Origin of the sequence: Corynebacterium tuberculostearicum, from assembly GCF_032821615.1 — a bacterium.
Lineage (GTDB): Bacteria > Actinomycetota > Actinomycetes > Mycobacteriales > Mycobacteriaceae > Corynebacterium > Corynebacterium tuberculostearicum_H.
This window is the reverse complement of the sequence record NZ_JAVBIF010000004.1, coordinates 63,815-86,491: the sequence shown is the minus strand read 5'-3', so window position 1 is coordinate 86,491 and position 22,677 is coordinate 63,815. Positions and strand designations below refer to the sequence as shown.

Annotated in this window: 18 protein-coding genes; 9 read left to right on the top strand and 9 right to left on the bottom strand. The window is 60.3% G+C overall.

Features of this window, described 5'->3' with window-relative positions; translation table 11 throughout:
- Positions 1-175: 175 nt before the first annotated feature.
- Genes RAE09_RS04985 through RAE09_RS04975 form a run of 3 tightly spaced genes read left to right on the top strand, consistent with a single transcriptional unit; the run spans position 176 to position 4,367 of the window.
- Positions 176-2,554, top strand: a complete 2,379-nt coding sequence (locus tag RAE09_RS04985) for an MMPL family transporter (protein ID WP_316981115.1) — start codon at positions 176-178, stop codon at positions 2,552-2,554.
- Positions 2,547-3,146 carry a TetR/AcrR family transcriptional regulator gene (locus RAE09_RS04980; RefSeq protein WP_005323737.1) on the top strand — a complete coding sequence of 200 codons (600 nt, stop codon included), beginning with the start codon at positions 2,547-2,549 and terminating at the stop codon, positions 3,144-3,146. Before RAE09_RS04985 ends, RAE09_RS04980 begins: the two co-directional genes overlap by 8 nt.
- A gap of 42 nt (positions 3,147-3,188) precedes the next feature.
- Entirely contained in the window at positions 3,189-4,367 is a 1,179-nt protein-coding gene (locus tag RAE09_RS04975) for a DUF6882 domain-containing protein (RefSeq protein ID WP_250411090.1), read from the top strand.
- Here the strand turns inward: RAE09_RS04975 and RAE09_RS04970 are convergent.
- Positions 4,344-5,387 carry an enoyl-CoA hydratase/isomerase family protein gene (locus tag RAE09_RS04970; protein WP_250411093.1) on the bottom strand — a complete coding sequence of 348 codons (1,044 nt, stop codon included), beginning with the start codon at positions 5,385-5,387 and terminating at the stop codon, positions 4,344-4,346. The two genes, RAE09_RS04975 and RAE09_RS04970, sit on opposite strands and share 24 nt — an antisense overlap.
- A 69-nt stretch (positions 5,388-5,456) precedes the next feature.
- On the opposite strand from RAE09_RS04970, the gene RAE09_RS04965 reads away from it, so the two are divergent.
- Positions 5,457-6,254 (top strand): HAD family hydrolase, encoded by a 798-nt coding sequence (locus RAE09_RS04965; protein WP_285439615.1) that lies wholly within the window; start codon positions 5,457-5,459, stop codon positions 6,252-6,254.
- 120 nt (positions 6,255-6,374) lie between these two features.
- Complete coding sequence (locus tag RAE09_RS04960) at positions 6,375-10,127, top strand: acyltransferase family protein (RefSeq protein WP_250411098.1); 3,753 nt, start codon at positions 6,375-6,377, stop codon at positions 10,125-10,127.
- 186 nt (positions 10,128-10,313) lie between these two features.
- Here RAE09_RS04960 and RAE09_RS04955 read toward each other — a convergent pair whose 3' ends face one another.
- Both RAE09_RS04955 and RAE09_RS04950 read right to left on the bottom strand, forming a co-directional pair.
- Positions 10,314-10,637 carry a putative quinol monooxygenase gene (locus RAE09_RS04955; protein WP_005323747.1) on the bottom strand — a complete coding sequence of 108 codons (324 nt, stop codon included), beginning with the start codon at positions 10,635-10,637 and terminating at the stop codon, positions 10,314-10,316.
- Between the two features lie 87 nt (positions 10,638-10,724).
- Positions 10,725-11,315, bottom strand: coding sequence for a hypothetical protein (locus RAE09_RS04950; RefSeq protein WP_250411102.1), 591 nt, complete (start codon positions 11,313-11,315; stop codon positions 10,725-10,727).
- A 165-nt stretch (positions 11,316-11,480) separates the two neighbouring features.
- Here RAE09_RS04950 and RAE09_RS04945 point away from each other — a divergent pair, with 165 nt between their 5' ends.
- Positions 11,481-12,395, top strand: a complete 915-nt coding sequence (locus RAE09_RS04945; RefSeq protein WP_250411104.1) for an AEC family transporter — start codon at positions 11,481-11,483, stop codon at positions 12,393-12,395.
- A 7-nt stretch (positions 12,396-12,402) separates the two neighbouring features.
- On the opposite strand, the gene RAE09_RS04940 is transcribed toward RAE09_RS04945, so the two are convergent.
- Positions 12,403-14,136 carry an alpha/beta hydrolase gene (locus tag RAE09_RS04940; RefSeq protein ID WP_250411107.1) on the bottom strand — a complete coding sequence of 578 codons (1,734 nt, stop codon included), beginning with the start codon at positions 14,134-14,136 and terminating at the stop codon, positions 12,403-12,405.
- Positions 14,103-15,911, bottom strand: a complete 1,809-nt coding sequence (locus tag RAE09_RS04935) for an ABC-F family ATP-binding cassette domain-containing protein (protein WP_150850828.1) — start codon at positions 15,909-15,911, stop codon at positions 14,103-14,105. Before RAE09_RS04935 ends, RAE09_RS04940 begins: the two co-directional genes overlap by 34 nt.
- Positions 15,912-16,003: 92 nt before the next feature.
- Here RAE09_RS04935 and RAE09_RS04930 point away from each other — a divergent pair, with 92 nt between their 5' ends.
- Complete coding sequence (locus RAE09_RS04930) at positions 16,004-17,347, top strand: hypothetical protein (protein ID WP_316981114.1); 1,344 nt, start codon at positions 16,004-16,006, stop codon at positions 17,345-17,347.
- Here the strand turns inward: RAE09_RS04930 and RAE09_RS04925 are convergent, their stop codons facing one another.
- The 4 genes from RAE09_RS04925 to RAE09_RS04910 all read right to left on the bottom strand — a co-directional run bounded on the left by RAE09_RS04925 (position 17,348) and on the right by RAE09_RS04910 (position 21,583).
- Complete coding sequence (locus tag RAE09_RS04925; RefSeq protein ID WP_294163656.1) at positions 17,348-18,328, bottom strand: 4-(cytidine 5'-diphospho)-2-C-methyl-D-erythritol kinase; 981 nt, start codon at positions 18,326-18,328, stop codon at positions 17,348-17,350. It lies immediately after the preceding gene.
- Complete coding sequence (rsmA, locus tag RAE09_RS04920) at positions 18,329-19,189, bottom strand: 16S rRNA (adenine(1518)-N(6)/adenine(1519)-N(6))-dimethyltransferase RsmA (protein WP_316981113.1); 861 nt, start codon at positions 19,187-19,189, stop codon at positions 18,329-18,331.
- A 72-nt stretch (positions 19,190-19,261) separates the two neighbouring features.
- Positions 19,262-20,443, bottom strand: a complete 1,182-nt coding sequence (locus RAE09_RS04915) for a resuscitation-promoting factor (protein ID WP_005329113.1) — start codon at positions 20,441-20,443, stop codon at positions 19,262-19,264.
- Between the two features lie 285 nt (positions 20,444-20,728).
- A complete protein-coding gene (locus RAE09_RS04910; protein WP_005323765.1) occupies positions 20,729-21,583 on the bottom strand; it encodes a TatD family hydrolase in 855 nt (284 codons plus the stop codon).
- Between RAE09_RS04910 and RAE09_RS04905 the strand changes: the two genes are divergently transcribed.
- Positions 21,582-22,076 (top strand): GNAT family N-acetyltransferase, encoded by a 495-nt coding sequence (locus tag RAE09_RS04905; protein WP_150850734.1) that lies wholly within the window; start codon positions 21,582-21,584, stop codon positions 22,074-22,076. The genes RAE09_RS04910 and RAE09_RS04905 overlap by 2 nt on opposite strands.
- Before the next feature lie 10 nt (positions 22,077-22,086).
- Positions 22,087-22,587 (top strand): GNAT family N-acetyltransferase, encoded by a 501-nt coding sequence (locus tag RAE09_RS04900; RefSeq protein ID WP_005329121.1) that lies wholly within the window; start codon positions 22,087-22,089, stop codon positions 22,585-22,587.
- Positions 22,588-22,677: the final 90 nt, after the last annotated feature.

The following is a 22,677-nucleotide window of genomic DNA, read 5'->3' as shown; positions in this document are numbered from 1 at the left end:
TCTTTCACGCGCAGCTTCCTATGGTCCACCGCACCGGTCTTTGCGCACGTTCTGCAATTTTGTCTACACTATGCAATGTTTCGCACGGGGTGAAAACTTCTCCCCGCGGATTCCATAGTCGCTGTTACCTGCGCGCAGAGCATTGCACGCATACTGCACAAGAAAGCACATTTTTATGTCTAAATTCCTCTACCGGCTAGGTAGCTGGTCCTACCGCAAGGTGTGGCCATTCCTAGCGTTTTGGCTCATCGTCTTGGTGGCCATGGCGGGACTTACCGCCGGCTTTGCCAAGGCCCCCAACCCTAATTTCTCCATGCCGGAAATGGACTCCACCACCACCCAAGACAAGATGATGGAGCGCTTCGGCCAAGACACCGATGCCATGAGCTCTCCCGAGGGCACCGTGGTCATCCAAGCGCCGGAGGGGAAAAACCTCACCGATAAGCAGGTGGCCAGCGAGGTAGATGACCTCCTTGGTGAGCTCAAGGACACTGGCGCGCTCAAGGACCAGGAAAAACTGGTCAGCCCAGTGATGGCTGCAGCCGGTATGGAGAAACAAATGGGCGAAAAGATGAAGGCCCAGCACATGCCAGACAAGCAGATTCAGAAAAACCTGCAGCAGCTCTCCCCTCTGAGCGAGGATAAGTCCACCGGCACCGTCACCATCACCTTTGATGCGGAAACCGTCATGGACATCCCAGAAGAGGACATGACCAAGGTCACGGACGTACTCCACAAGTACGACGAGGGCGACCTCACGGTGAAGTACCAGGGCAATGCATTTAGCTCCGCTGGCCAAGAGATGGGTGGCAGCGCCGAGATTATCGGCCTCATCGTCGCAGCGATCGTGCTGCTGATTACCTTCGGTTCCTTCGTGGCCGCTGGCATGCCGCTCATTTCCGCCGTCATCGGCGTGGGCATCGGCATCCTCGGCGTGCAGGTATCCACGGTCTTTACGGATACCGTCTCCGATATGACCCCGACATTGGCCTCCATGATTGGCCTGGCAGTCGGCATCGATTACGCGCTGTTTATTGTCAACCGCTTCCGCAACGAGCTCATCACCTCCTCTGGCCTCAACGATCTTTCGCCAAAGGAACTGGCCCAAGAGCTCAAGAAGATGGATAAGGCCACCCGTGCCCACGCCATGGGCATGGCGCTGGGCACCGCGGGCGGTTCCGTTGTCTTCGCCGGCACCACCGTGGTCATCGCCTTGGCCGCGCTGACCATTATCGGCATCCCGTTCCTGGGCACCATGGCCATCGCTGCTGCGGCTACGGTCATCATCGCCGTATTGGTTGCCAATACCTTCATCCCTGCCCTGCTGGGACTCTTGGGCACCAAGATCTTCGCTGGCCGCGTGCCTGGCCCCAAGGTTCCAGACCCAGAAGACGAAAAGCCCACCATGGGCCTGCGCTGGGTTCGCCGCGTGCGTGCCCACCCGTGGCTGCACCTTATCGCGGGTGTGGTCTTGCTGGGCATCCTGGCCGTACCATTTGCCCAGCTGCGCCTGGCCATGCCCACCGATGGCACCGCAAAGCCCGGCACCCCGCAGCGCGAGGCCTATGAGATCACGGCAGACGCCTTTGGCCCTGGCCGCAATGCCCCGATGATCGCGTTCGTTGATGCGGCCGACGTCCCTGAGCAGGACCGCATGCCGGCCTTCCAGGACCTCCTGCAGGAGATCAATGGCAACGACGGCGTAGAAAACGCCCAGATCGTGCAGACCACTGACAACGGTGATGCTGCCCAAATCATGATCACGCCTACCACCGGCGCAACCGATGAGGAGACCACCGAAACCCTTAACCACCTGCGCGATTACCAGGGTGAGTTTGAAAAGACCGGCGGTTCCTACGGCATTACCGGTATCACCCCGATCTTCGATGATATTTCTGAGCGCCTCAATAACGTGCTTATCCCATACGTAGCCATCGTGCTGGGCCTAGCCTTCATCGTCTTGATGCTGGTCTTCCGCTCCATCTGGGTGCCGCTCATCGCCGCGGCCGGCTTCGCTTTGTCGATGGCCGCAACCTTCGGCATCACCGTGGCCATTTGGCAAGAAGGCATGTTCGGCATCGTCGACGACCCGCAGCCGCTGCTTTCCTTCCTGCCCATCATGCTCATCGGTCTTACCTTCGGCCTAGCCATGGACTATCAGGTCTTCTTGGTGACCCGCATGCGTGAGGGATTTGTCAATGGCAAGACGGCCGGCAACGCCACCTCGAATGGCTTTAAGCACGGCGCCCGCGTGGTCACGGCCGCAGCACTGATTATGATTTCCGTCTTTGCCGCCTTCATCTTGATGGACGAGCCGTTCATTAAGACCATGGGCTTTGCCCTGGCTGCGGGCGTGCTTATCGACGCCTTCGTGGTCCGCATGATGATCATCCCCGCCACCATGTTTGTGCTGGACAAAAAGGCATGGTGGTTCCCGCGCTGGTTGGATAAGATCACGCCAAACATGGATATTGAAGGCGAGGCCTTGCACTCCGACCGCGAGGAACTCCTGCGCACCCAACGAGAAAAGGTAGGCGAGACACACCGTGACTAGTCTGCGCGAAGAAAAGAAGCGAGCTACGCGTCAGGCCATGGCCGATGCGGCAGCGCGCCTCGTCCTCGACGGCGGTGCCGAAGCCGCCACGATCTCCGGCATCACCGCGGCCGTCGGGGTTTCCCCGCGCACCTTTCACAACTACTTCTCCTCGGTGGCTGATGCGCTACTGTCCTTTAGCACCGATGTGCTTGCCAAGTTTTCCAAGGAAGTACCCACTGTTTTTCCTAATTCATCCATTTCTGAATTCCTCGAACAAGTAACGCTCGATGCCACCGAAAACGAGGGCAAAGAGCTACATTCTTTTACCTCTCTTTTCACCATTGGCGAGGCTTTAGAAAACTTGAGCCATACCTCGAAAGAGCGCCAACAATTCCAAGTCGTAGCTGACCAAGTTTTGGAAGCTTTCCACCAACGCGCCCCAGATAAGTCGCGCTTTGAAATCGCGGTCATTCTCCAAGCGTGTGCGGGTGCCAGTGCGATGAGCATGAAAGAAATCCACCGCCGCTCCCAGGCCGAAGAATCACTGGACGCTCACACAAAGCATGAGATAGTTCGCACAGCCTTTGCCACCGTGCGTGCCATCGACTAGCTAGCCTAATGGGCGCTTTAATCCGTATGCTCGGCAATAGTTATGGATAAGACAGCCCCTATATCGAGCACCGCGCAAGACGCCCGCTTCATTCAAGCGGGCGTTAATGCCGCATTTCAAGACCGCATCGGGGAGGCGACCGATGTGGAATTCAATTTCCTCGGCCCCTCGGCTGGCGATAGCGAAGGAAGCTATGCCACAGACCAACTCGTGGAGGTACGGGTAAGCTCCGCGCAGCACGTGGCGGATTTTCGCGGCGTGCGCCTGGCCGTCATCGCCGCAGGCACTTGGCACTGGACTACCGCCGCGACCGAGCACTTTGCTGACCTTCCGCAGTCAAGTACGGCCACCGCAGACATTGACCGAATGGTTGCTTATGCCTCCCTCATCGTGGGCACCATGCCGGTACTGCGCGCCCAGCAGGGCGAGCACGTGGCCATTGTTGCGGTAGATTTCCACCCTTACCTGGACTTTCGCCAGACCTTGCTGCGGGGTCTCCAGCACAGCAGCGCGGAAGCGGACGAGAAGGGGCCGGCCCTCGCACTTGCCCGCTACCTGGATATGGAGTCCACCGAGGAAGAGCCCTACCTGCATTTTTCTGATGGCACCACAGTGCGTTTTGAGCAGGCAAGCCCCGAAGTACACAAGATTTCCGGCATCACCCCTGGCTTAGCGGCCGCGCGCGTCCTAGAGGATGCTTTTTACTTAAGCACCGAAAACCAAATGTTTTTCCAAGGCAGCTTCCCAGATGCCACGGTAGAACTCGATGTGGATAAGGCCACCGCCACGGTGTCCTATCGTGGCGGGCAGATGACGGCCAATGCGGTGCTTATCGCGACCATTTCGGACGAGGAATTCACGTGGGCTTGGGCAGATCCGCAGCTCAAGGACACCACGGCGGCGCGGTTGGCAGGAAACCTAGCGCGCTTTGGCATCGACGAGGCCGTGCCCGAACTGGTTCGCCCGCACCTTCCGCTTCAGCTGGCGCGCGAGCACCAGCTACCGCACCTTGCTCTGCCCATTTTGGGGATCTGGACGCTGGCGGGCACTACGCTTGCCGACGCCCGCGTGGGCCTCGTCCTCCTCGATACCCCACAGCTGCACCTCCCGGAGCCGACCCCAGCTGCCACCGAAGCGACGTTGGCGGTTCCCCCTCCTTCATGGATCAACACCGATCGCGCCCGCGCCGCCTATGGATCATTTCGCGGGGTGGAGGTGTAGGGCGCTGCGGAGGGCGTCCACGTCGACGTCGGCAAGCGCGGCAGGCTCAAATGCCGCATCGTTGGTTTTATCCACCAAGACCGCTCGCACGCCCTCGGCAAAGTCCCCACGCCGGTACATATAGGCGCCCAGGTTGGTCTCCATATCTAGGGCCTCGCGGATGCTGCTGCACTCCTGCTCGGCGTGGAATAGCTCCATGGCCGCCACGATGGAGGTGGGGCACGCCTGCGCGGTCAGCTTTTCCACCTGTTGCTTTAGTTCTGGGTACTTTTCCAGGGCCGCAGAAATGTCTTGCCAGGTGTTGTGGGAAAAGGCGTCCTCGATGGCGTCGATAAGCTCGGCCAAGGGGGCCTCGCCGCTAGGTGCGGTGGCATGCTGGGCTAGCGCCGTGGCTAGTCCCTGCTCAATAACCGCACTAGCAAAAGCCTCGCCGTCCGCCACATAGTGGGTGGCCAGCCCGCTCCATACAAGGTCTGCGGCATACATGCGGTAGCCGGTAATCCCCCAGAACTTCGCCAACTCGGCCGAGGCCTTCCCTCGCGTTCCCACCGCCCGCTGGGCGGCATAGGCCATGCCCACGTCCGTGACATAGCCAATATTCATCTCTGGCATGGAGGCAAAGGTTTTCTCCGTAACCACGCGGTGGGACCCATGGGCAGAAATGCCCAGACCGCCGCCCATAGCGATGCCATCGATGAGCGCAACGATGGGCTTGGGATACTCCGCGATATCACCGTTCAACGTGTATTCGGTGGCGAAGAAGGCATCGACCTCCTCCACCTTGCCCTCCTTGACCCCTTCGCGGGCGTAGCGAACATCGCCGCCGGCGCAATATGCCTTGGGACTAGTCGAGGTAAACAGCACCTGTTCCACCTCATCGTTGTCGCGCCACTGCGCCAGCGACTCCGCAATGAGGTGGATCATTTCCGGGGTGAGGGAATTGAGAGCCTTGGGGCGGTTGAGCTCAATGACTCCGGTATGGTTACGGATTGAGGAAACGATAGGTGCAGTATTAGTCATAACCCCTAGTGTGACACAGAACGCTTGCGCCTATCCACCATCAGCCAATTCACAGATAGGTTCGGAATTTTGCTCCCACAGCTCATCGCCCTGGATATGGACGGCACCCTACTGGACGGCAACGGCCAGCTTCCACCAGATTTCGCCGCGATCAGCACCCGTGCCCACCAGCTCGGCGTCACCCTAGTACCCGCCTCGGGTCGCCAGCTCGCCACCCTACAAGAGATGTTTCCGCAAGAAGACACCTTCATTGCAGAAAATGGCTCCGTGGTCGTCCACGATAACCGCGTCATTAGCGCCACTACCCTGCCCAGCGCAGCCGTGCGCGCCGCCGTGGCCGCACTCCAGTCTGTCGAGACCCCGCATACCATAGTGCTATGCACGCCGGATACCGCCTATGTGCACAAAGGCGCCGATGAACAGGCCCGTGCTGAAATTGCCAAGTACTACAGGTCAGTGGAATGGGTAGATGACCTCGATGCGCTACTGGATGCAGACATCATCAAAATCGCCGCTTACTGCGCCGACGGCAGCGAAAAGCACCTCCACCAGCCCCTCCTTGCGGCCGTACCGGAACACAATATCGCCATCTCTGGCGCCGTATGGCTCGATGTCATGGCCGCTGGCGTCAATAAGGGCGTAGCACTACAGACCATGGCCGAGCTCCTTTCGGTCCCCATGTCTCGCACCGCCGCCTTTGGCGATTTCCTCAATGACTATGAGCTCCTCCGTGAGGCGGGCACCGCCATCGCCATGGAAAATGCGCACCCAAAGTTGAAGGAAATCGCCGATCGCATTGCCCCACCCAATACCGAATATGGGGTCATGACAGTTCTGCGTCAGCTTTTTGACAGCGAAGAGTCTTAGACTCGAATTTTCGCCTCCGCCCCGCGCGCCGCACCTTAACTCCCCCGCATGGGGAGAAGTGCTGGTGCGCAGGCTAAAATAGTCCGTTTAGAAAATACACGTAGTGCTTTGGGAGTTTTTGTGAAGCAAATTTTGCGCTCACTGCTGGGGAAGAAGAAACCTGGGCGTTCGAACGAACCACGCACACCGGTCTATCAGCCAGTACAGCCCAAAGCTGGCTCTACCAGTGCGCCCCAGACCCCTAATAAAAAGGATTCTGCGCCCCAGAAATCAGCCAACACTGAATCCACCACGGGTGCACAATCCACCGAGCCGAAGGGCAAGCCCCAGGATCGCACCACTAAGGACAGCGAGTCCGCGAAACAAGCTAAGCAGGCTCCTGCGCGCAAGCCCACCCCGGCGAAGCCTGCACAGGCTTCCGAATCCAAGCCTGCTGCTGCTAAGCCTAAGGATGCGAAGCCTGCCGCCAAGCCCGCGGCTAAGGACACCACTCACCCCAGCACCGAAAAGCCACAGGCAAGCAAGGCCACTTCCGCAAAGCCGCAGCAGCCTAAGTCGACCTCGCCATCGCCTGCCGCCAAGGCGCCGAAAGCCAAGCCTGCAGCCCAAGAATCTTCCGCTAAGCCAACCGCCGCACAACAAAACAAGGCAGAATCCTCCCCCAAAGCAGCTGTTAAAAAGCAACCAGACTCGCCCGCTCAGGACAAGAAGCCGCAGCGCAAAGCGCACGAACCGGTTCAACGACCGCGCCGCGGCGCAAGCTTTAGTACTACCCCGTCTAAGTCCTCCCCAAAGACTCCATCTACCCGCAGTAATTCCCCGAAGCCGGCCGCGAAGCCTGTCACCCAACCCTCTCAGAAAGGCGCGGTAAAGCCCGCACAGCAGGCTCAACCCACTACCCAGAAGCCGCAGCAAACTTCCAAGCCATCCTCTTCTTCCAGCGCGAAGAAGGCTTCGCCGCAACCGGCACAGCCGCAGAAATCCCAGCCAGCTAAGACCAAGCCGGCCACAGACCAGCAGCAAGCGCAGAAGCCTGACTCCCCCAAGCGGGTCCCGGCAAACTCGGCAAAGAAGCAACCACAGCCGCAATCTGCGCCGAAGAAGAATGCGCAGCCGTCTAAGCCTTCGCAACCGCAGAAGGACCAGGGCTCAGCGCGTACTCCTGAAACTGCAAAGCAGAAGGCTGCCCCACAGGCCTCGACGCCTAGCTCTCCAAAGCCGAAGAAGGGCACCACTGCCCCCAAGCCGAAGGTGACTGCACCAAAGACTGCAGCCGATACTTCTCAGCAGAAAGCTCGGTCGACGCAGAACAAGACTACCCAGGATGGAAACAAGGTAGTCCAGCCGAAATCGCAGCAAGGCGCACCCTCTAAGGGCAACCTGCCCAAGCAAGAGGCGAAGACGCAACAGCCACAGCCGAAGGCAAAGGAAGCGACGCCGCAGAACAAGACCAAGAAGGCAACAAAGCGCCGCCCCCAGGTTAAGCCCTCCGATATCAGTCGCGGATTGGCCCGCAAATCACAACAGGTGGGCACTCCTTCCGCAGCGCAGCAAAAGCCGTCGCGAGCTGCCCAAAAGCCCAAGGCAAAGCAGCAGACTGAACAGCCCCAGCCAAACAAGGCCGAGCCTCAAGCAGCTCCAAAGACGCCGCCTGCGCAGAAGGGAAAGTCCGCTGCTACAGGCGCTGTAGCAGCCGGAGCGGGTTCAGCCGCTGCCGCTGCTGCCGCAGAGAAAAAGCGGGAGAAGGCACAGCCGTCGAAGGAGCAACATCCAGCCCCTGAAAAGCCACAGGAAAAGGCCGCACCGAGCCAGCCACAACAAGCTGCGCAGAAGCCAGCATCACAGAAGGCCTCGGCAACGCAGGTAGATACTAAGTCTAAGTATCCGCTACAAAAGCAGGCCAAGGACCCTGAAGCGCTGGCTACGCCGCCTGAGAGCAAGGTCGTTAAGAAGAAGCGCCACGCCCGCCTGCGCCAGGTCAAGGGGCTGGATGGACTGCGCGGCCTCGCGGTTATTGCCGTGGTGTTGTACCACTTCTTCCCTTCCCTGCTTCCCGGTGGTTACTTGGGCGTTGACCTCTTCTTCGTCCTTTCTGGATTCCTCATCACCTCGTTGCTGGTGCGCGAATTCCGCACCTCCGGCACAATCAGCCTGAAGGACTTCTGGGTGCGCCGATTCCGACGCATCCTACCGGCCGCAGTATCCGTCTTGGTCATGTGTACCGCTTTGGTGGCATGGATAGGCGGGGACCTCGCGGTCGGCTTGCGCCAGCAGTTCTTGGGAACTCTGTTCTTTGTCAATAACTGGACCCAGATCGCCACCTCCCAGTCCTACTTTGCGGACAATGAGATTCAGGTCTTTGCCCACTATTGGTCGTTGGCCGTGGAGGAGCAGTTCTATGTCATCTGGCCGCTTCTTATCACTGGCGTTTTCCTGATTTCTCGCCGTAAGCCGCGCCGGCTTCCCATCCTCGTAGCCGCAGTCTTAGCTATCGGTTCCGCCGTGGCCATGGCGCTTCTTTACGTGCCGGGTGAAGACCCGACGCGCGTCTACTACGGCACCGATACCCATGCTTTCGGCCTGCTCACTGGCGCCGTGCTGTCTTTGCTGATGACTTCTACCAAGTCCGATCCACAGGCGGACTCGTGGGCGGCGGCAGGCAAAGCCGAATCGCGCATCGCCGGAATCATCGGCACTTTGGCGCTCATCGGCTACGGTGCCCAGCTATTCCTCATGCCGGATGACGCGGAGATCACCTACCGGGGTGGGCTCTTCCTCACCAGCGTGCTTGGTGTCCTGATGGTGTGGGGCGTGGTTCGCGAATACGGCCCGATGACCCCGCTCTTTAGGACCAAGGTCATGCGCTGGTTTGGCCAGCGTTCCTTCTCGCTATACCTCTGGCACTGGCCGGTCATCATGATGCTCAAGGCGCTTTTCGAGGGCAACCAGAACTCCGATAGATCCTGGATTCTGGGCCTTGTAGCCGTGCCTATTTCGCTGCTTCTGTCCGAGATTTCCTATCAGTTCATTGAGAATCCTTTCCGCCGCGGCGGCTATAAGAAGACGTGGAAGACCTACTGGTCCTCCCGCCCAGGATTTAGCGAATTGCGCGATGGCTTTGGCAAGACCATGTGGCCGGTAGTCCCATTCCTGGTCATTGCCTCTATAGCCGGCGTAGTCTACGGCGTTGTGAACTCCAGCGATAAGACCGAGTTGGAGCAGCAGTTGGAGCAGCTCCAGCAGCAGAACCAGAGCAGCAATAATGCCCCGGCGCAGCCGAATGATGCTGCCCCACAGCTGCCTGCTGAGGACAACGACGATAAGGCTGACGCGAAGGATAAGAAGACCCGCCCGATGCCGCAGGGCAAAGACATCACCGCCATCGGCGACTCCGTGATGCTGGGTTCTAGTGGCGCCCTCAAGCAGCGCTTCCCGCAGATTTACGTCGATGCAGATGTATCCCGCCACTACACTGCGGGTATCCAGATTCTGCAGCAGCTCAAGGATTCCGGCCAGCTGCGCGATACCGTCTTCCTCGGGTTTGGTACTAACGGCCCTGCCTTCCCGGACCAGATCAAGGAAGCTCTAGACATCATCGGCGAAGACCACACCGTTGTCATGGCTGTCCCCTATGGTGACCGCGAATGGATGGCCCAGTCCCAACAGGATGTCCTCGACGCAGCCAAGGAATACGACAACGTATATGTCGCGGACTGGTGCGGACATGCACAGAGCGACCCCGCAATCCTCTATTCCGATGGTGTTCACCCGATTCCGGAACGCGCTGGCGAGTACTCGGATGCTTTCTACGATGCGCTAAAGCAGTACTCGAATGGCGACAAGACCGTGTCTTCGCAGTGCGTGCCGCAGTAGAGCAATGAAAGGCGCGAGGAGGGGCGTCGGAAAGCGCTTAGCTCCCTCCCCTCCCTTCGCGCTCACCGGAAGGTGTGCTCCGCTGGCAGTAGCATCCGCTGTGAGCGCGAAGGGCGCTGGTGCGCCTAGGCATAGAAAAAGCTCGCCCTCTACATCGCGGTAGAGGGCGAGCTTTATTCGTTGGGATTAATCGACGGAGAACTCGCCCATCTTGTCCCAGCCGGTGCGGCCTTCGATGTGAACGTTAATGATGTCCGGAGTTTCCACGAGGTACTTCGGGAATTCCTCGCAGGAGCGCTGGAAGTGCTCGCTCTGGACGTGCTCTACGTCCTTGCCATCTGCGTAGGACTCCAGCAGCAGGAAGCGCTGACGATCTTCCGGATCGCGGAACCACTTGAAGTCGATGCAGCCCGGCTCTGCATTGCAGGCCTCGGTGTACCAATTGATTTCATCGAGGAAGGTCTCTGCGTATTCGGGCTTAACGTGGAACTGTACGTTGATCAAAATCATGCCCCGATTCTACCGGCACCGTGTAGCTTCGTCATCGTCGCAGATTAAGACCACGAATGCAGTGAAATCGGGGCTAGTAGAAAAGGCTTAGTTGAGGAAGAACTCCGCAACGTAGATGTAGGTTCCGTCATAAGCAGTTGCTACGCCAAAGCCGTGTGGGGACCCAGCATTGACTGGTACATCGCGGTTGAACCAGTTCAGGCGGTCTTGTGCCTGCTGCTCGGTGAGGCGGTGAACAGAACCCTGTCCTTCGTCCTTGTGATTCAGGCCGTGGGCTACCCCGCCCTTGTAGTCGAGCTTGCCGGCGGCACCCTGGTTGGCCCATTCTTGGGCGATGGCGGTCGCGTGGGCGTCCTTGCGGTGCCCAGCCTTCTCGAGGTGGGCGGTGGTGGCGGCCCCCAACTCACCAGCGGCCTTGGGCGCGTGGCCCGCTGGCTTGGCCAGGAATTCTGGCAGCGAGATATTGTACTTCTCGGCCAGCTCATAAGCCTGCGGTGGCAAGGTGAGGCGGAAATCCTGCACAGCAGCGAAAGGATCAGAAGAAAGCTGCTGAGCCTGCGAAGAAGCCTGCTGAATCTGCGGCGGCAAGGCCGGCTGAGCAGAGGCCATGGTGGAAGTAGCAGTAATGACAAGAGCGGTGGACAGGGCGGCTACGGTTGCACGGTGAGAAAGCTTCATGCCCTCCACCGTGCCATAAGTGGCCGGCAGTCTGGAAGGAGTTTCCGGGCTGCGCAGGAAATTCGATACCACTTTGTTATGGTGCCTGTGTTCTTGGGGAAATACGGATGGTGGGACAATATCCTCACCGCGCATTTTTGGAGTACTGCGAAAGGTTGTTGACTGTTGCTGGACGTATTGACCGGGTTTGCGATCATTTTCGTAGTCATCGGCGTCGGGTTTGTACTGGCCCACAGGGGTGTTATTGGCAAGGGCGAGGCGCGCTTGCAATTCAATCGCACGGCCTTCTGGGCGGCTACTCCGGCACTCATCTTTTCCAGCGTGGCTACATCCGATACCTCCGCGTTTGCGTCCCCCGTGGTGGCCGTCATTGCCGCCGCGTCCGTCGCCACCATGCTGTTGTATTGGCTGTGCAGCCGCCTACTTTTTCCACGCAGCGGCGCCGAAACCATGGCGGGTGCCGCGGCGGCGAGCTATTACAACTCGGTCAATATTGGCCTGCCCATTGCCACCTATGTCATTGGTGATGCCACCTACGTCATCCCGGCATTAGTTCTCCAGATGGCGGTGCTCTCCCCTTTTATCATTGCAGGGCTTAATGCGCAGGGCACGAGCCTGCGATCGATATGGAGCTCCGTGGTCTCGGGGGTTACCGCGCCGGTGGTGTTAGCTGCGGTGGCGGGATTTATTGTCTCCGCGGCGCAGTGGCAGGTACCGGATGTGGTGATGAAGCCGCTGGAGATTTTGGGTGGCGCTTCCATTCCTATGATCCTGATGAGCTTTGGTGCCTCGTTAAAGGGCGACGGGCTGTTGGAGGAGGACCGTCTGCCCACCATTACCGCGACGGTGTTGAAGTTGGTGGGCATGCCCGCTGTCGCGCTGGCCGTGGGCGCAGCGCTGGGCCTAGACGGGGCGGAGCTATACGCGGCGTTGATTTTGGCGGCGTTGCCCACGGCGCAGAATGTGTATAACTATGCCGCTACCTATGAGGTAGGAGAAACCGTGGCTCGAGATACGGTCTTTCTCACTACATTCCTGTCGCTTCCTGCGATGCTGGCCATCGCTGCCCTGTTTGGCTAAGGAGCGCTCAGTAGATCCCGACGTCGAGCGCGGCAAACTCGCGGCGCAGCTCATCTGGATCGATAGCTCCCGCCACGTCTGGACCAGCGATGGCGGCAAAGCCGTCGAGCACCGATGCCCCGTAGTTATGACCGTGTCCATCGGGTACGTCCTTTGCGCCGGGCAGATCGGCGGCTACTTGGAGGGAGGAGATGATGGGTATCCACTGCATCACGCGCTCGGCAGAATACGGGGTCCGCTCGCGCATCCAATCCGGCTCCTTAAAGGCCATCTGTGGCGACCACCAGGCCACCGGGTCCGAGGGGTGTTGGATATAGAGCATGCGGGTGCGTCCCCACTCCTCTTCTGGCACCGTGCCCCATTGGCGCACCTGCGCGTCATCGTTGGCAAAGCGCACGACGAGGCCGCCGGCGTATTCAGGGGAAATCTCAGAAGAGCCAGGGTCGCGGCGTTCCACAAACTGGGTACGCAAGCGATTAAAGTGCGGCGGCCCCGTCAACAAGATGCCGTCGACGGAATTGGCGATATCGCGCACCCCGGAAAAGGCCGCTTCAATGCCCGTGGTGCCCAAGGATTCGCCGTAGAGGTAGAGCTTCGGGCGCTTGTCCTCCGGCAGGCCGTTCCACCAGTCCACGATGGGGTTTATGAACTCCTGCCCGGCGCGTTCTACCTGACCACCGCCGGACAGGAAATGCAGGGCCGAGGGCATGGCGGAGTACTGGGCGGCCGCGATGGCGGTGTCGCCGCCGTAGAGCAGCTCGAAGGCCTGTGCGGAGTAGGACGACACCCATCCCGTTCCGGTGGTCATAATGAGAAGCAGGGCCTTGCGGTCTTGGGCGTGGGTGCGCTCGAGTTCGTCGATAAGCAGCTGCGCTCGCTCCTCATTGGAGGCGCGATTGCCCAGGCCGGCATAGGCGCGGATGGGTTCTTTAGCGGGCTTTCCGGTTACCTCTTCCAATTCCGCGCGGTGCGCACCGGAGGAGAGGAAACGCGAGCCTTGCAGTCCCACCCCATTCCAGTCCACGCGGGAGTCTGGGGAGCCACTGCGCTCAGCAGACGTGGGACGCTGCGTCGCGGGATCGGGTTCGGCATTTTGGGCGGTAAAGATTCTCTCCCCCACACCCACAATGGCGCCGGGGATGAGGTTTTCCACGGTGTACGTGCCCACCAGAGCCACGATGAGTACCGCGCCCACAACGCGGTAGGCAGCGCGGAAGCGCTGGGGGAAGTGGCTGGAAAGCCAGCGCACGCAAAAGCGCAGCACGCGCAGGATGAAAAGGAAGGCGGTAAATACCGCAAGCGCCAACGGAACCACCAGCACATAGCTGGCAATGGTGGGTGCCGGTGCGGACAGGGTATCTGCGAGTTGGCGTTGCCACCGCACGGCAAAGATCGCGAAGCCTATCATCCACACCACAAAAGTGGCGGTGGCGATGCGGGAGACGAGGCGGTAGCGCCGAGCTGGCCACGTGGTGGCATCAAGCCAGGCATGCCGAGGCGCCACATAGCGCACCACCAGCCGGTACCACACGAGCTTGAGGGCGATGCCCAGCGTATAGCCGAGCCCTGCGGCAATGCCGGAAACGAGCCCTTGGTAGAGCCAATCGCGCGGCAGAATGGATGGGGTAAGCCCCAGGGTAAATAGCGCTGCGGCGCCGATAATGCCCCACAGGTCGAGGTGGCTGACAATATCGGCGATGCGGGCTTCTACCCTTCGAGCTTCTCCCCCAACTCCAGCCATTCCATCTCCAATTCCTCGTAGGCACTGCGGTTTTCCTTTAGCTCTCCGTCCAATTCGGTCAAGGCCTGGGTATCAACCTTTTCCGCGGCGGTGGCCATCTTCTCATTGATCTGCGCGGCCGCCTTTTCTAACTTCTGCATCTTGCGCTCGAGCGCGTTCATCTTCTTGGTGATTTCGCGCTCTTGCTGGGACGAGAGCTTCTTTTCTGGTTTCGGTGCAGCGTTGTCTGCCTTCTTTTCTCCCAGGTTGAGCACACCGGAGCTCTGCTGGGCCTCAAGTGCGGCGCGCTTGCGCAGGTACTCGTCGATGCCGCCGGGAAGGTTGGTGAGCTTGCCATCGCCAAAGAGCGCGTAGGTGTTATCCGCGATGCGCTCAATGAGGTAGCGATCGTGCGAAATGACCACCAGGGTGCCTGGCCAGGAGTCTAGAAGGGACTCCAGCTCCTGCAGGGTATCGATATCGAGATCGTTGGTGGGCTCGTCCAGCAGCAACACATTGGGCTCGGCCATCAGTACGCGGGTGAGCTGCAAGCGGCGGCGCTCGCCACCAGAGAGGTCGCCTACCGGGGTGCGCTGACGCTTGGCGGAAAATCCCAGGCGCTCGGCCAGCTGGGAGGCGGAAAGCTCCTTTTTGCCGAGCTGAACGTAGGTGGCGACGTCCTCGACGGCGTCGATAAGCCGGCGCTCCGGATCTAGGTCATCGAGTTCCTGGCGCAGCCAACCGAGGCGCACGGTTTGGCCCTCGATGCGCTTGCCGGCCGCCAGCTCGTACTCGCCAGCCAGGGTGTGCAGCAGGGTGGTCTTGCCGGAGCCATTAACACCCACCAAACCGATGCGCTCGCCGGGGGCTAGGCGCCAAGTGAGGTGATCTACCAAAGTGCGACCGTCCGGGGACTGCACGGTGGCATCCTCTAGCTCGATAACCACGCGACCTTGGCGCTGCTTGGAAAAGGCCATGAGCTCGACCTTATTGCGCGGCTCCGGGACGTCAGAGATCAGCGCCTCGGCGGCCTCGATGCGGTAGCGCGGCTTAGAGGTACGCGCCGGTGCGCCGCGGCGCAGCCAGGCCAGCTCCTTGCGGGCGAGGTTCTTGCGGCGCTGTTCCATGGCATCGGCCTGGCGGGCACGCTCGGCGCGGGCAAAGGTCCAATCGTTGTAGCCACCCTCGTAGGTATCGACCACGCCATCGTGTACCTCCCAGGTCCACGTGGCCACGGTATCGAGGAACCAGCGATCGTGGGTGACCACGACCACGGCCAGGTTGCGCTTGAGCAGGTGGTCCGCGAGCCACTGCACGCCTTCCACGTCGAGGTGGTTGGTCGGCTCGTCGAGCACCACGAGGTCCAAATCCTGCACCAGCGCGGCGGCCAGGTTCACGCGGCGACGCTCGCCACCGGAGAGCGAACCCACCGGAGTATCGAGCCCAAGATCTACAATGCCCAGCCCGCCTAAGACATCGCGCACCTTGGCATTGGAGGCCCACTCATAGGTCTCCAATTCCAGCGGCTCAATAATCACTTGCGCGATGGTCAGCTCATCGGGCAGGTCAAAGCGCTGCGTGACCACAGCCATGCGCAAATCAGAAGTATGGGATACGCGGCCGGCGTCGGGCGGCTCGATGCCTGTGAGTACCTCCAGCAGGGTGGTTTTGCCACCGCCATTAACGCCGACGATGCCGATGCGATCGCCGCTTTGCACACCTAGGGATACCCCGTCTAGCAGGGTTTTTAATCCATAAGTTTTGCTGACTTGCTCGAGGTTAATCAGGTTTGCCATAACAAGTGTCCATCTTAATACCTCCCTGCACATACCCCCGCATTTCTCCAAACTATTGCTATTGATTTTCACGTCCAATAGTGTGCCTATGTATGAAGCACTACACACTTTCTCTCTGCGCGGTGCTCTCTGCCGCGGCAGTAGCCATTGCCTCCTGTTCCGCCCCCACCGAGGAGGAAAAGGACTCCCTGCACTCCCACGACCACGCCCACAGCGAGGAGGACCACGCTCACGAGCACGCCCATGACCATGAGCATGAGCACGGCCATGACCACGCCGGGCACTCGCACGAAGGCTTCGAAGCCGAGGAGGGCGAGACCGAGGTAGCCCAGCTGCCCACCCGCATTGTCATTTCCCACGTGGACGGACTGCGCACCTATGACGCCAAGACCGGCAAGGTAATCGGCGAGGACAAGATGAATGCCTTCCTGCGCCTGAGCGATGCCGGCGATAACCGCCACGTCATGGTCACCAAAGGCGATAGCTTCCTTACCTACGACACCGGGCGCATCACCAAGGGCCACGGCGATCACAACCACTACTACACCGCTGAGCCCTCGCTTGGCGACGCCCCTATCAAGGCCCCGCACGCCGGCCACGTGGTCCACCACGACGGCTTTACCGCACTATTTTCCGATGGCGATGGCGTAGCGAAAATTTACAAGACCGAAGACATGGGCAAAGACGATGCCCAGCCAGTCAATACCGTTGATACTGGGGCCGCACACCACGGCGTTGCCGTACCGCTGAAGGATGGCTCAGTAGTCGTTACCAAGGGCACCGAGGACGAACGCCACACCATCCAGCATCTGGATAAGGAGGGCAAGGTCCTTACTGAGACCACCAAATGCCCTGGCGTCCACGGCGAGGCTGCCGCTCGTAACGGCAATATCTTCTTCGGTTGCGAGGACGGCCCTGTAATCTTCGATGGCACAAAGTTCCACAAGGTGGACGCCTCCGCCTATGCCGGCGCAGGCGGCTACCAGCGCTCGGGCAATGCTGCCGGTTCGGAGGAATCCGATGTCATTCTGGCCGATAATAAGACCGACAAGGACGCAGAGCTCGAGCGCCCCACCTCCGTAACCCTGGTGGATACCAAGGACTTTTCCGCGAAGAAGGTTGACCTCGATGCTTCCTATTGGTTCCGCTCCCTGGCGCGCGGCCCGCTGGGCGAGGCGCTGGTGCTCACTACCGACGGCAAACTCAACATCATCGACCCAGATTCCGGCGAAATCACCTCGCAGATCGATGCCATCTCCAGGTGGAAGGAAAATAAGGAATGGCAGCAGCCGGGGCCCATCCTGCAGGCTGCCGATGGCTACGCCTTTATTACCGACGCCCAAAAGAAGCAGCTCGTGGTCATCGACCTCCTCCAAGAAAAGGAAGTCAACCGCTTCAACCTCGACATTGAGCCCACCGAGATGACGGTGCTCTAGCTACAGCACCACGGCGCCGCTGGCGGGTCCATGGGTAGCCACACCCTTGGTTCCGGGAATCTCTACCGTCACTTGGGAGACCACTTCCCTAGCCTCCTCTGCCCCAGCGCAGAGGAAGGCACAGGTCGGGCCGCTGCCGGAGACGATGCCCGCGAGGGCTCCGGCGGCCACACCCGCCTCCAGCGTCTTGCGCAGGTCTGGGCGCAGGGAAAGCGCCGCCGGCTGCAGGTCATTGTGCAAGTGCTCTGCGACCCGGTGCGGGTCGCCCGAGATAAGCGCCTGCGATACTGCCGCGGTATCCATGTGCGGTTCGCCGCCGCGACCCTTTTCTCGCATTTCATCCAGCTTGTGAAAGACCTGCGGGGTAGAGAGCCCGCGGTCCGAGGCGATAAGCGCCCAATGGTAGGTACCGCGCGCCATCATCGGGGTAAGCTGCTCGCCGCGCCCCGTACCGAGCGCGGTGCCACCCAACAGAGTAAAGGGAACATCCGAACCCAGCGCCGCGCCGAGCGCGTCCAGAATCGGCTCGCCCACCGAGTCGATGCCGTAGTAGCCGCCATAGCAGCGCTCAGCAAGGCGCAGCGCGGCGGCCGCATCAGCAGAGCCACCCGCCATGCCGCCGGCGGTAGGGATGGCTTTGTGGATTTCCAGCGCTACCTCCGGCAGCGCCTTCGGCCCATGGGTGGTGTAGAGGTACTGCATGATGCGGTTAACCGCGGTCCACGCCAAGTTTGTGTAGTCCTCTGGAACGCCCTGCGCATGAGGGCCCGTAACCTTTAAGCCTTGAATTCGCGGCTTATCTACCTCGGGATTACCCAAGTCCGTGAGCGTCACGGTGTCATGCAGCTCCAAAGACTGAAAGACGCTGGCGAGCTCATGGAACCCATCCTCGCGCGGTTCCTCCACGCCGAGGTGAATATTGACCTTGGAGTGAGCGCGCGCGGTATAGACGAATGGATCGCTATCTAGTGGTGCACTCATTTAGATCCCTGCCAATCGTACGAAGTCCTCCACGGCGAGTTTCTCGCCGCGCTGCTTCGGATCGATGTCCGCCGCTCGCAGGGCCTCCTCGGCCGCGGCACCCGAACCAAAGTGGCCGGACAATGCCGCGCGCAGGGTCTTGCGGCGTTGGGCAAAGGCGGCGTCGATAACCGGCCAGACCTTAGCCCGCGACTCATCGGTGATCGGCCAAGGAGCATCTTCAAAGACGTCGATGCGCACCAGCCCGGATTCAATATTGGGCGCCGGCCAAAAGACGTTCTTGCCAATCGTGCCGGCCTTGGAGACCTTGCCATAAAAGCCCGCCTTGACCGAGGGCACGCCATAGACCTTACTGCCCGGCTGCGCGGCGAGACGGTCCGCCACCTCCAGCTGGACCATCACCAGCACGCGGCGAATGGAGGGGAAGGTCTCCAGCAAGTGCAGCAAAACCGGCACAGCGACGTTATACGGCAGGTTGGCCACGAGGGCAGTCGGCTCCGTGACGTCAGAATCCGTCACGCGCAACGCGTCCTTTTCCACTACGCGCAGGCGCTGCGCATACTCAGGGGCGCGCTCGGCCACGGTATCGGGCAGCTGCGCCGCCAGGCGGGAATCGATCTCCACCGCGGTAACGTCCCCCACTGCCTCTACGAGGCCAAGGGTCAGCGATCCCAATCCGGGGCCTACCTCGAGGACGCGGTCAGTGGGATCCAGCTCCGCCGCGGCGACGATGCGCCGGATGGTATTCGGGTCATGCAGAAAGTTCTGCCCCAGCTTCTTAGTGGGCACGATGTCGAGCTTCTCCGCGAGGGCGCGGATCTCTACGGGACCCAAAAGCGCGGCGCCGGTGGAATCAGTCATGCCTTCTAACTTAGTAGAAGAGACAAAAAAGCCGCACACCACAGTGGGTGTGCGGCCAAGAAGCGCTGCGGTTTAACGCAGGCCCAGCTTGGAAGTACATGCCGGCCAAGCGCCCCAGCCCTGCGCTGCCTGCACCTTTTCTGCCACGGCAATCTGCTGCTCGCGGGAAGCCTGCCATGCCTCCGGTGCGTACTCGGTGCCGCCGAATGCCGCCCAGGTGGATGGGGTGAACTGCAGGCCACCGGAGAAGCCGTTGCCGGTATTAATAGACCAGTTACCGGTGGCCTCACACTGTGCAATGGAATCCCATACGGAACCATCGGCCACCGCCGGAGCAGCAGCACCGGAGTTGCCGCCCTCCTCCGGCTTTTCTTCCTCGGCCTTCTTGGTGCCGCGGGCAATGGTGGCAGCCTTAGGCTCGACGGTCACCTTTTCCTTGATAACGTCATTGGATTCCTTCGCGCCGTCCTTCATTACCAGCTTGTGGGTAATAACGCGCTTGCCCTTAACGCCCTCCTCGCGGACCTCTTCGGTGCCCTCTTCCAGCTCCGGGTCATCGACAAAGTTGGGCTCAGCGTCAAACTCTTCTTCCGAGTCATAGGTAGTGGTGGACACCTGGTCCACCTTGATGGACATGCCCTCGGTTACCTTGGTGTCCTTGGACGGGAAGACGCGGTCATCGTCATCAACGTCGATATTGCGGGCCTTGAGGACGTCCTCAACGGTCTTAGCGGCAATCTTGGTGTAGGTTACCTTGCCGCCATCATTAATCTTGACGATCTTCGGGGACACAACTTCAAGGTCCATGCCCTCTTCCAGCTGGGCGTCCTCGTCCACGTCGGCATCACCGGACTTCACAGAAGCACCCTTGACTACGCCGTCGAGGTTACCCAGCAGGTCAGATACGGTGAGGTCGGTGGTGGACAGCTGCTGTTGCACGCCATCGATGGTCACGGCTACTGGCTTGGCGGTGCGCACGGAGATCTCATCGCCATCACCCACGGACTCGGACGGGGCTGGGGAGACGATGTCTTCCTCGCTCACCTGCACGCCGGCTGCTTCCAGCGCGCCGTCGACATCCTTGGCAAAGGTAGCCAACTCCACCTTGTCGCCGTTGATGTCCACGGTGACGTCCTTTTGTGCCGCAACGGCTACCACGCCGCCGACGGCCAGGGTGCCCAATACGCCACCCGTTGCCAGACGCAGTGGCAGCGAGCGGGAGTTATTGAGGCGCTTGATCTGATGAGGTGACATGCTGAATGAATCTCCGGTAGTGCAGGTTTCAACAATTACAAGAGTTTAGGCCAGCAGAGTTGTCCACGCAGGCGTTTGCCCTACTAAGATCCGCTGCTGCCGCACCGAGGGTGGCGCTGCAGGATCCCAAAACCTAAACGAACGATTAATAACGATACGATAACAGCACCACAAAGTCGAGGACCAATCCACCACACGCCTCACTGGACACACAACCGCCACACTAAGCACCCCCGCAACTTCTGACCAGCGGGTTTTATTTTTGTGAAAACCGTCACCTAGGCATTAGCGCAGGCCGTAAACGCGATCAAAAGTGTCGTTTACCTCCGCTGCTAGCGCCTGCACCGTCTGGTGGCGCACGCGAGCGATGCATTCATATGTGTGCCCGATAAGAGCCGGTTCATTGCGCTGGCCCCGGTAAGGCTCTGGCGTCATATATGGCGCATCGGTTTCCACCAGAAGCTGGCCGGCCGGTGCCTTCGCCGCCGCCTGCCGCAGCTCGGCATTGCGCTTGAAGGTGACGTTGCCGGCAAAGGACAATACGTAGCCGCGCTCCAAGGCTTCCTCGGCGACTTTCAGCGGCGAGGAAAAGCAGTGCAGCATAACGGTGTCGGGTGAGGGGGCGTCGGCAAGAATGCGCAGCAGGTCCGCATCCGCCTCGCGGTTGTGGATCATCAGCGTCTTGCCATGGCGCACCGCAAGGTCAATATGCCAGCGCAGGGATTCCTCCTGCTGGGCCATTGTCGCGGTGGTCTCCGGCTCGTGGTGGACCCAATAGGCATCGAGGCCGGTCTCTCCCACTGCTACGCAGCGCGGATCCGCCACCATCTCCTCCAGCGCCACCTTCGTGGGTGCATCCAACTCATTGGCGCGTACCGGGTGGATAGCACAGGCGGCATAGACATCCGGAAAGACATGCGCGGTAGCCAGCGCCGCTGCTGATTCACGGCGGTCATCGCCCACCGTCACCATGCGGCTAATACCGGCGGTGCGCGCGCGATTAACCAGAACCTCATCGGTGTCCTTGTGAGAAAACAGGTGCGTGTGCGCATCGATGAGGCCGCTTAGGCCCGGTGCCGGAACGGGAGTGGGACGTCGCTTCTTTTTAGCCATACGGGCAATTGTAATATTGGCTGCCATGTTGATCAGACCCGCCGGCCTTGCGGATGTGCCCGCCATGACTGAGACCCTCAACTGGGCCATCGAGCACACCGACGTTATCTTCCGCACTACCCCGGCCAGCATCGCAGAACGCGAGGCCTACCTGCGCCACATCTGGGAAGAGGGCTGCCCGTGCTTCATCGCGGAGTCCGATTCCGGTGCCTACCTGGGGTGGGCGCTCTACCATCCTTACCGCGATCCGCAGGTGTGGACCGGCTGCTATGAGACGACCATCTATCTCTCCCCCGCCGCTCAGGGCCAGGGCGTGGGCACCGCGTTGCTGGGCGCCTTGGTAGATGCGGCCCGCGCCGATGATAAGGTCCATTCCCTGCTTGCGCTCATCGTTTCCACCAATGCGGCATCGCTGAAGTTGCATGAAAAGTTCGGGTTTGAAAACGTGGGTACTCTTAAAGAGGTTTGCTACAAGTTCGATCACTGGTTGAGCCTCACCCACCTACAACTTCTGGTGTAAAGGAATTTCTATGCATATCCGTCCTGCTGAGCTTGCCGACGCCCCCGCGCTCACCGCCATCTACAACGCCGGCTCCGCAGCGAAACCCGCCGCTAACCTGGTCACATGGCAAGAAGATGTGTCTGACCGCGAAGAGTGGCTCAAGGAAATGTTTAAGGCCGGCTCCCCGGTCTTCGTAGCCGTGCATGATGATGAGGTCATTGGCTGGGCGGCCTACTTCCAGTTCGTAACCCCCGCCATCTATTACGGCACTGTGGAAGACTCCGTCTACATCGCCCCCTCCGCTCAGGGCAAGGGCGTGGGCTCCGAGCTTCTCGACGCCCTCATGGACGTCGCCGCCGACGATACCTACGTGCAGACGATGATCACCTATATCGTCGATACCAACGAGGGTTCTATCGCCCTGCACAAGAAGTTCGGCTTCACCGAGACCGGCCGCATGCCAAATATCCATACCAAGGATGGCGTCCGCCTCGGCCTGGTGCACCTCCAGCGCGATTTCGAGCGCTAAACCACCCTTCCTGGCAAGGATTCGGGTATTTCGTACTCCTTCCTTCCAGACCGGAATACAGAAACGGCCGCGTTACGCCCTTTTCTCTGT

Bases quoted from the DNA above. Each gene is read 5' to 3' on its own strand.
- RAE09_RS04985 (WP_316981115.1), top strand. From the start codon at position 176: ATGTCTAAATTCCTCTACCGGCTAGGTAGCTGGTCCTACCGCAAGGTG.
- RAE09_RS04975 (WP_250411090.1), top strand. From the start codon at position 3,189: ATGGATAAGACAGCCCCTATATCGAGCACCGCGCAAGACGCCCGCTTC.
- RAE09_RS04970 (WP_250411093.1), bottom strand. From the start codon at position 5,387: ATGACTAATACTGCACCTATCGTTTCCTCAATCCGTAACCATACCGGA.
- RAE09_RS04955 (WP_005323747.1), bottom strand. From the start codon at position 10,637: ATGATTTTGATCAACGTACAGTTCCACGTTAAGCCCGAATACGCAGAG.
- RAE09_RS04950 (WP_250411102.1), bottom strand. From the start codon at position 11,315: ATGAAGCTTTCTCACCGTGCAACCGTAGCCGCCCTGTCCACCGCTCTT.
- RAE09_RS04940 (WP_250411107.1), bottom strand. From the start codon at position 14,136: ATGGCTGGAGTTGGGGGAGAAGCTCGAAGGGTAGAAGCCCGCATCGCC.
- RAE09_RS04935 (WP_150850828.1), bottom strand. From the start codon at position 15,911: ATGGCAAACCTGATTAACCTCGAGCAAGTCAGCAAAACTTATGGATTA.
- RAE09_RS04930 (WP_316981114.1), top strand. From the start codon at position 16,004: ATGAAGCACTACACACTTTCTCTCTGCGCGGTGCTCTCTGCCGCGGCA.
- RAE09_RS04925 (WP_294163656.1), bottom strand. From the start codon at position 18,328: ATGAGTGCACCACTAGATAGCGATCCATTCGTCTATACCGCGCGCGCT.
- rsmA (WP_316981113.1), bottom strand. From the start codon at position 19,189: ATGACTGATTCCACCGGCGCCGCGCTTTTGGGTCCCGTAGAGATCCGC.
- RAE09_RS04915 (WP_005329113.1), bottom strand. From the start codon at position 20,443: ATGTCACCTCATCAGATCAAGCGCCTCAATAACTCCCGCTCGCTGCCA.
- RAE09_RS04905 (WP_150850734.1), top strand. From the start codon at position 21,582: ATGTTGATCAGACCCGCCGGCCTTGCGGATGTGCCCGCCATGACTGAG.
- RAE09_RS04910 (WP_005323765.1), bottom strand. From the start codon at position 21,583: ATGGCAGCCAATATTACAATTGCCCGTATGGCTAAAAAGAAGCGACGT.
- RAE09_RS04900 (WP_005329121.1), top strand. From the start codon at position 22,087: ATGCATATCCGTCCTGCTGAGCTTGCCGACGCCCCCGCGCTCACCGCC.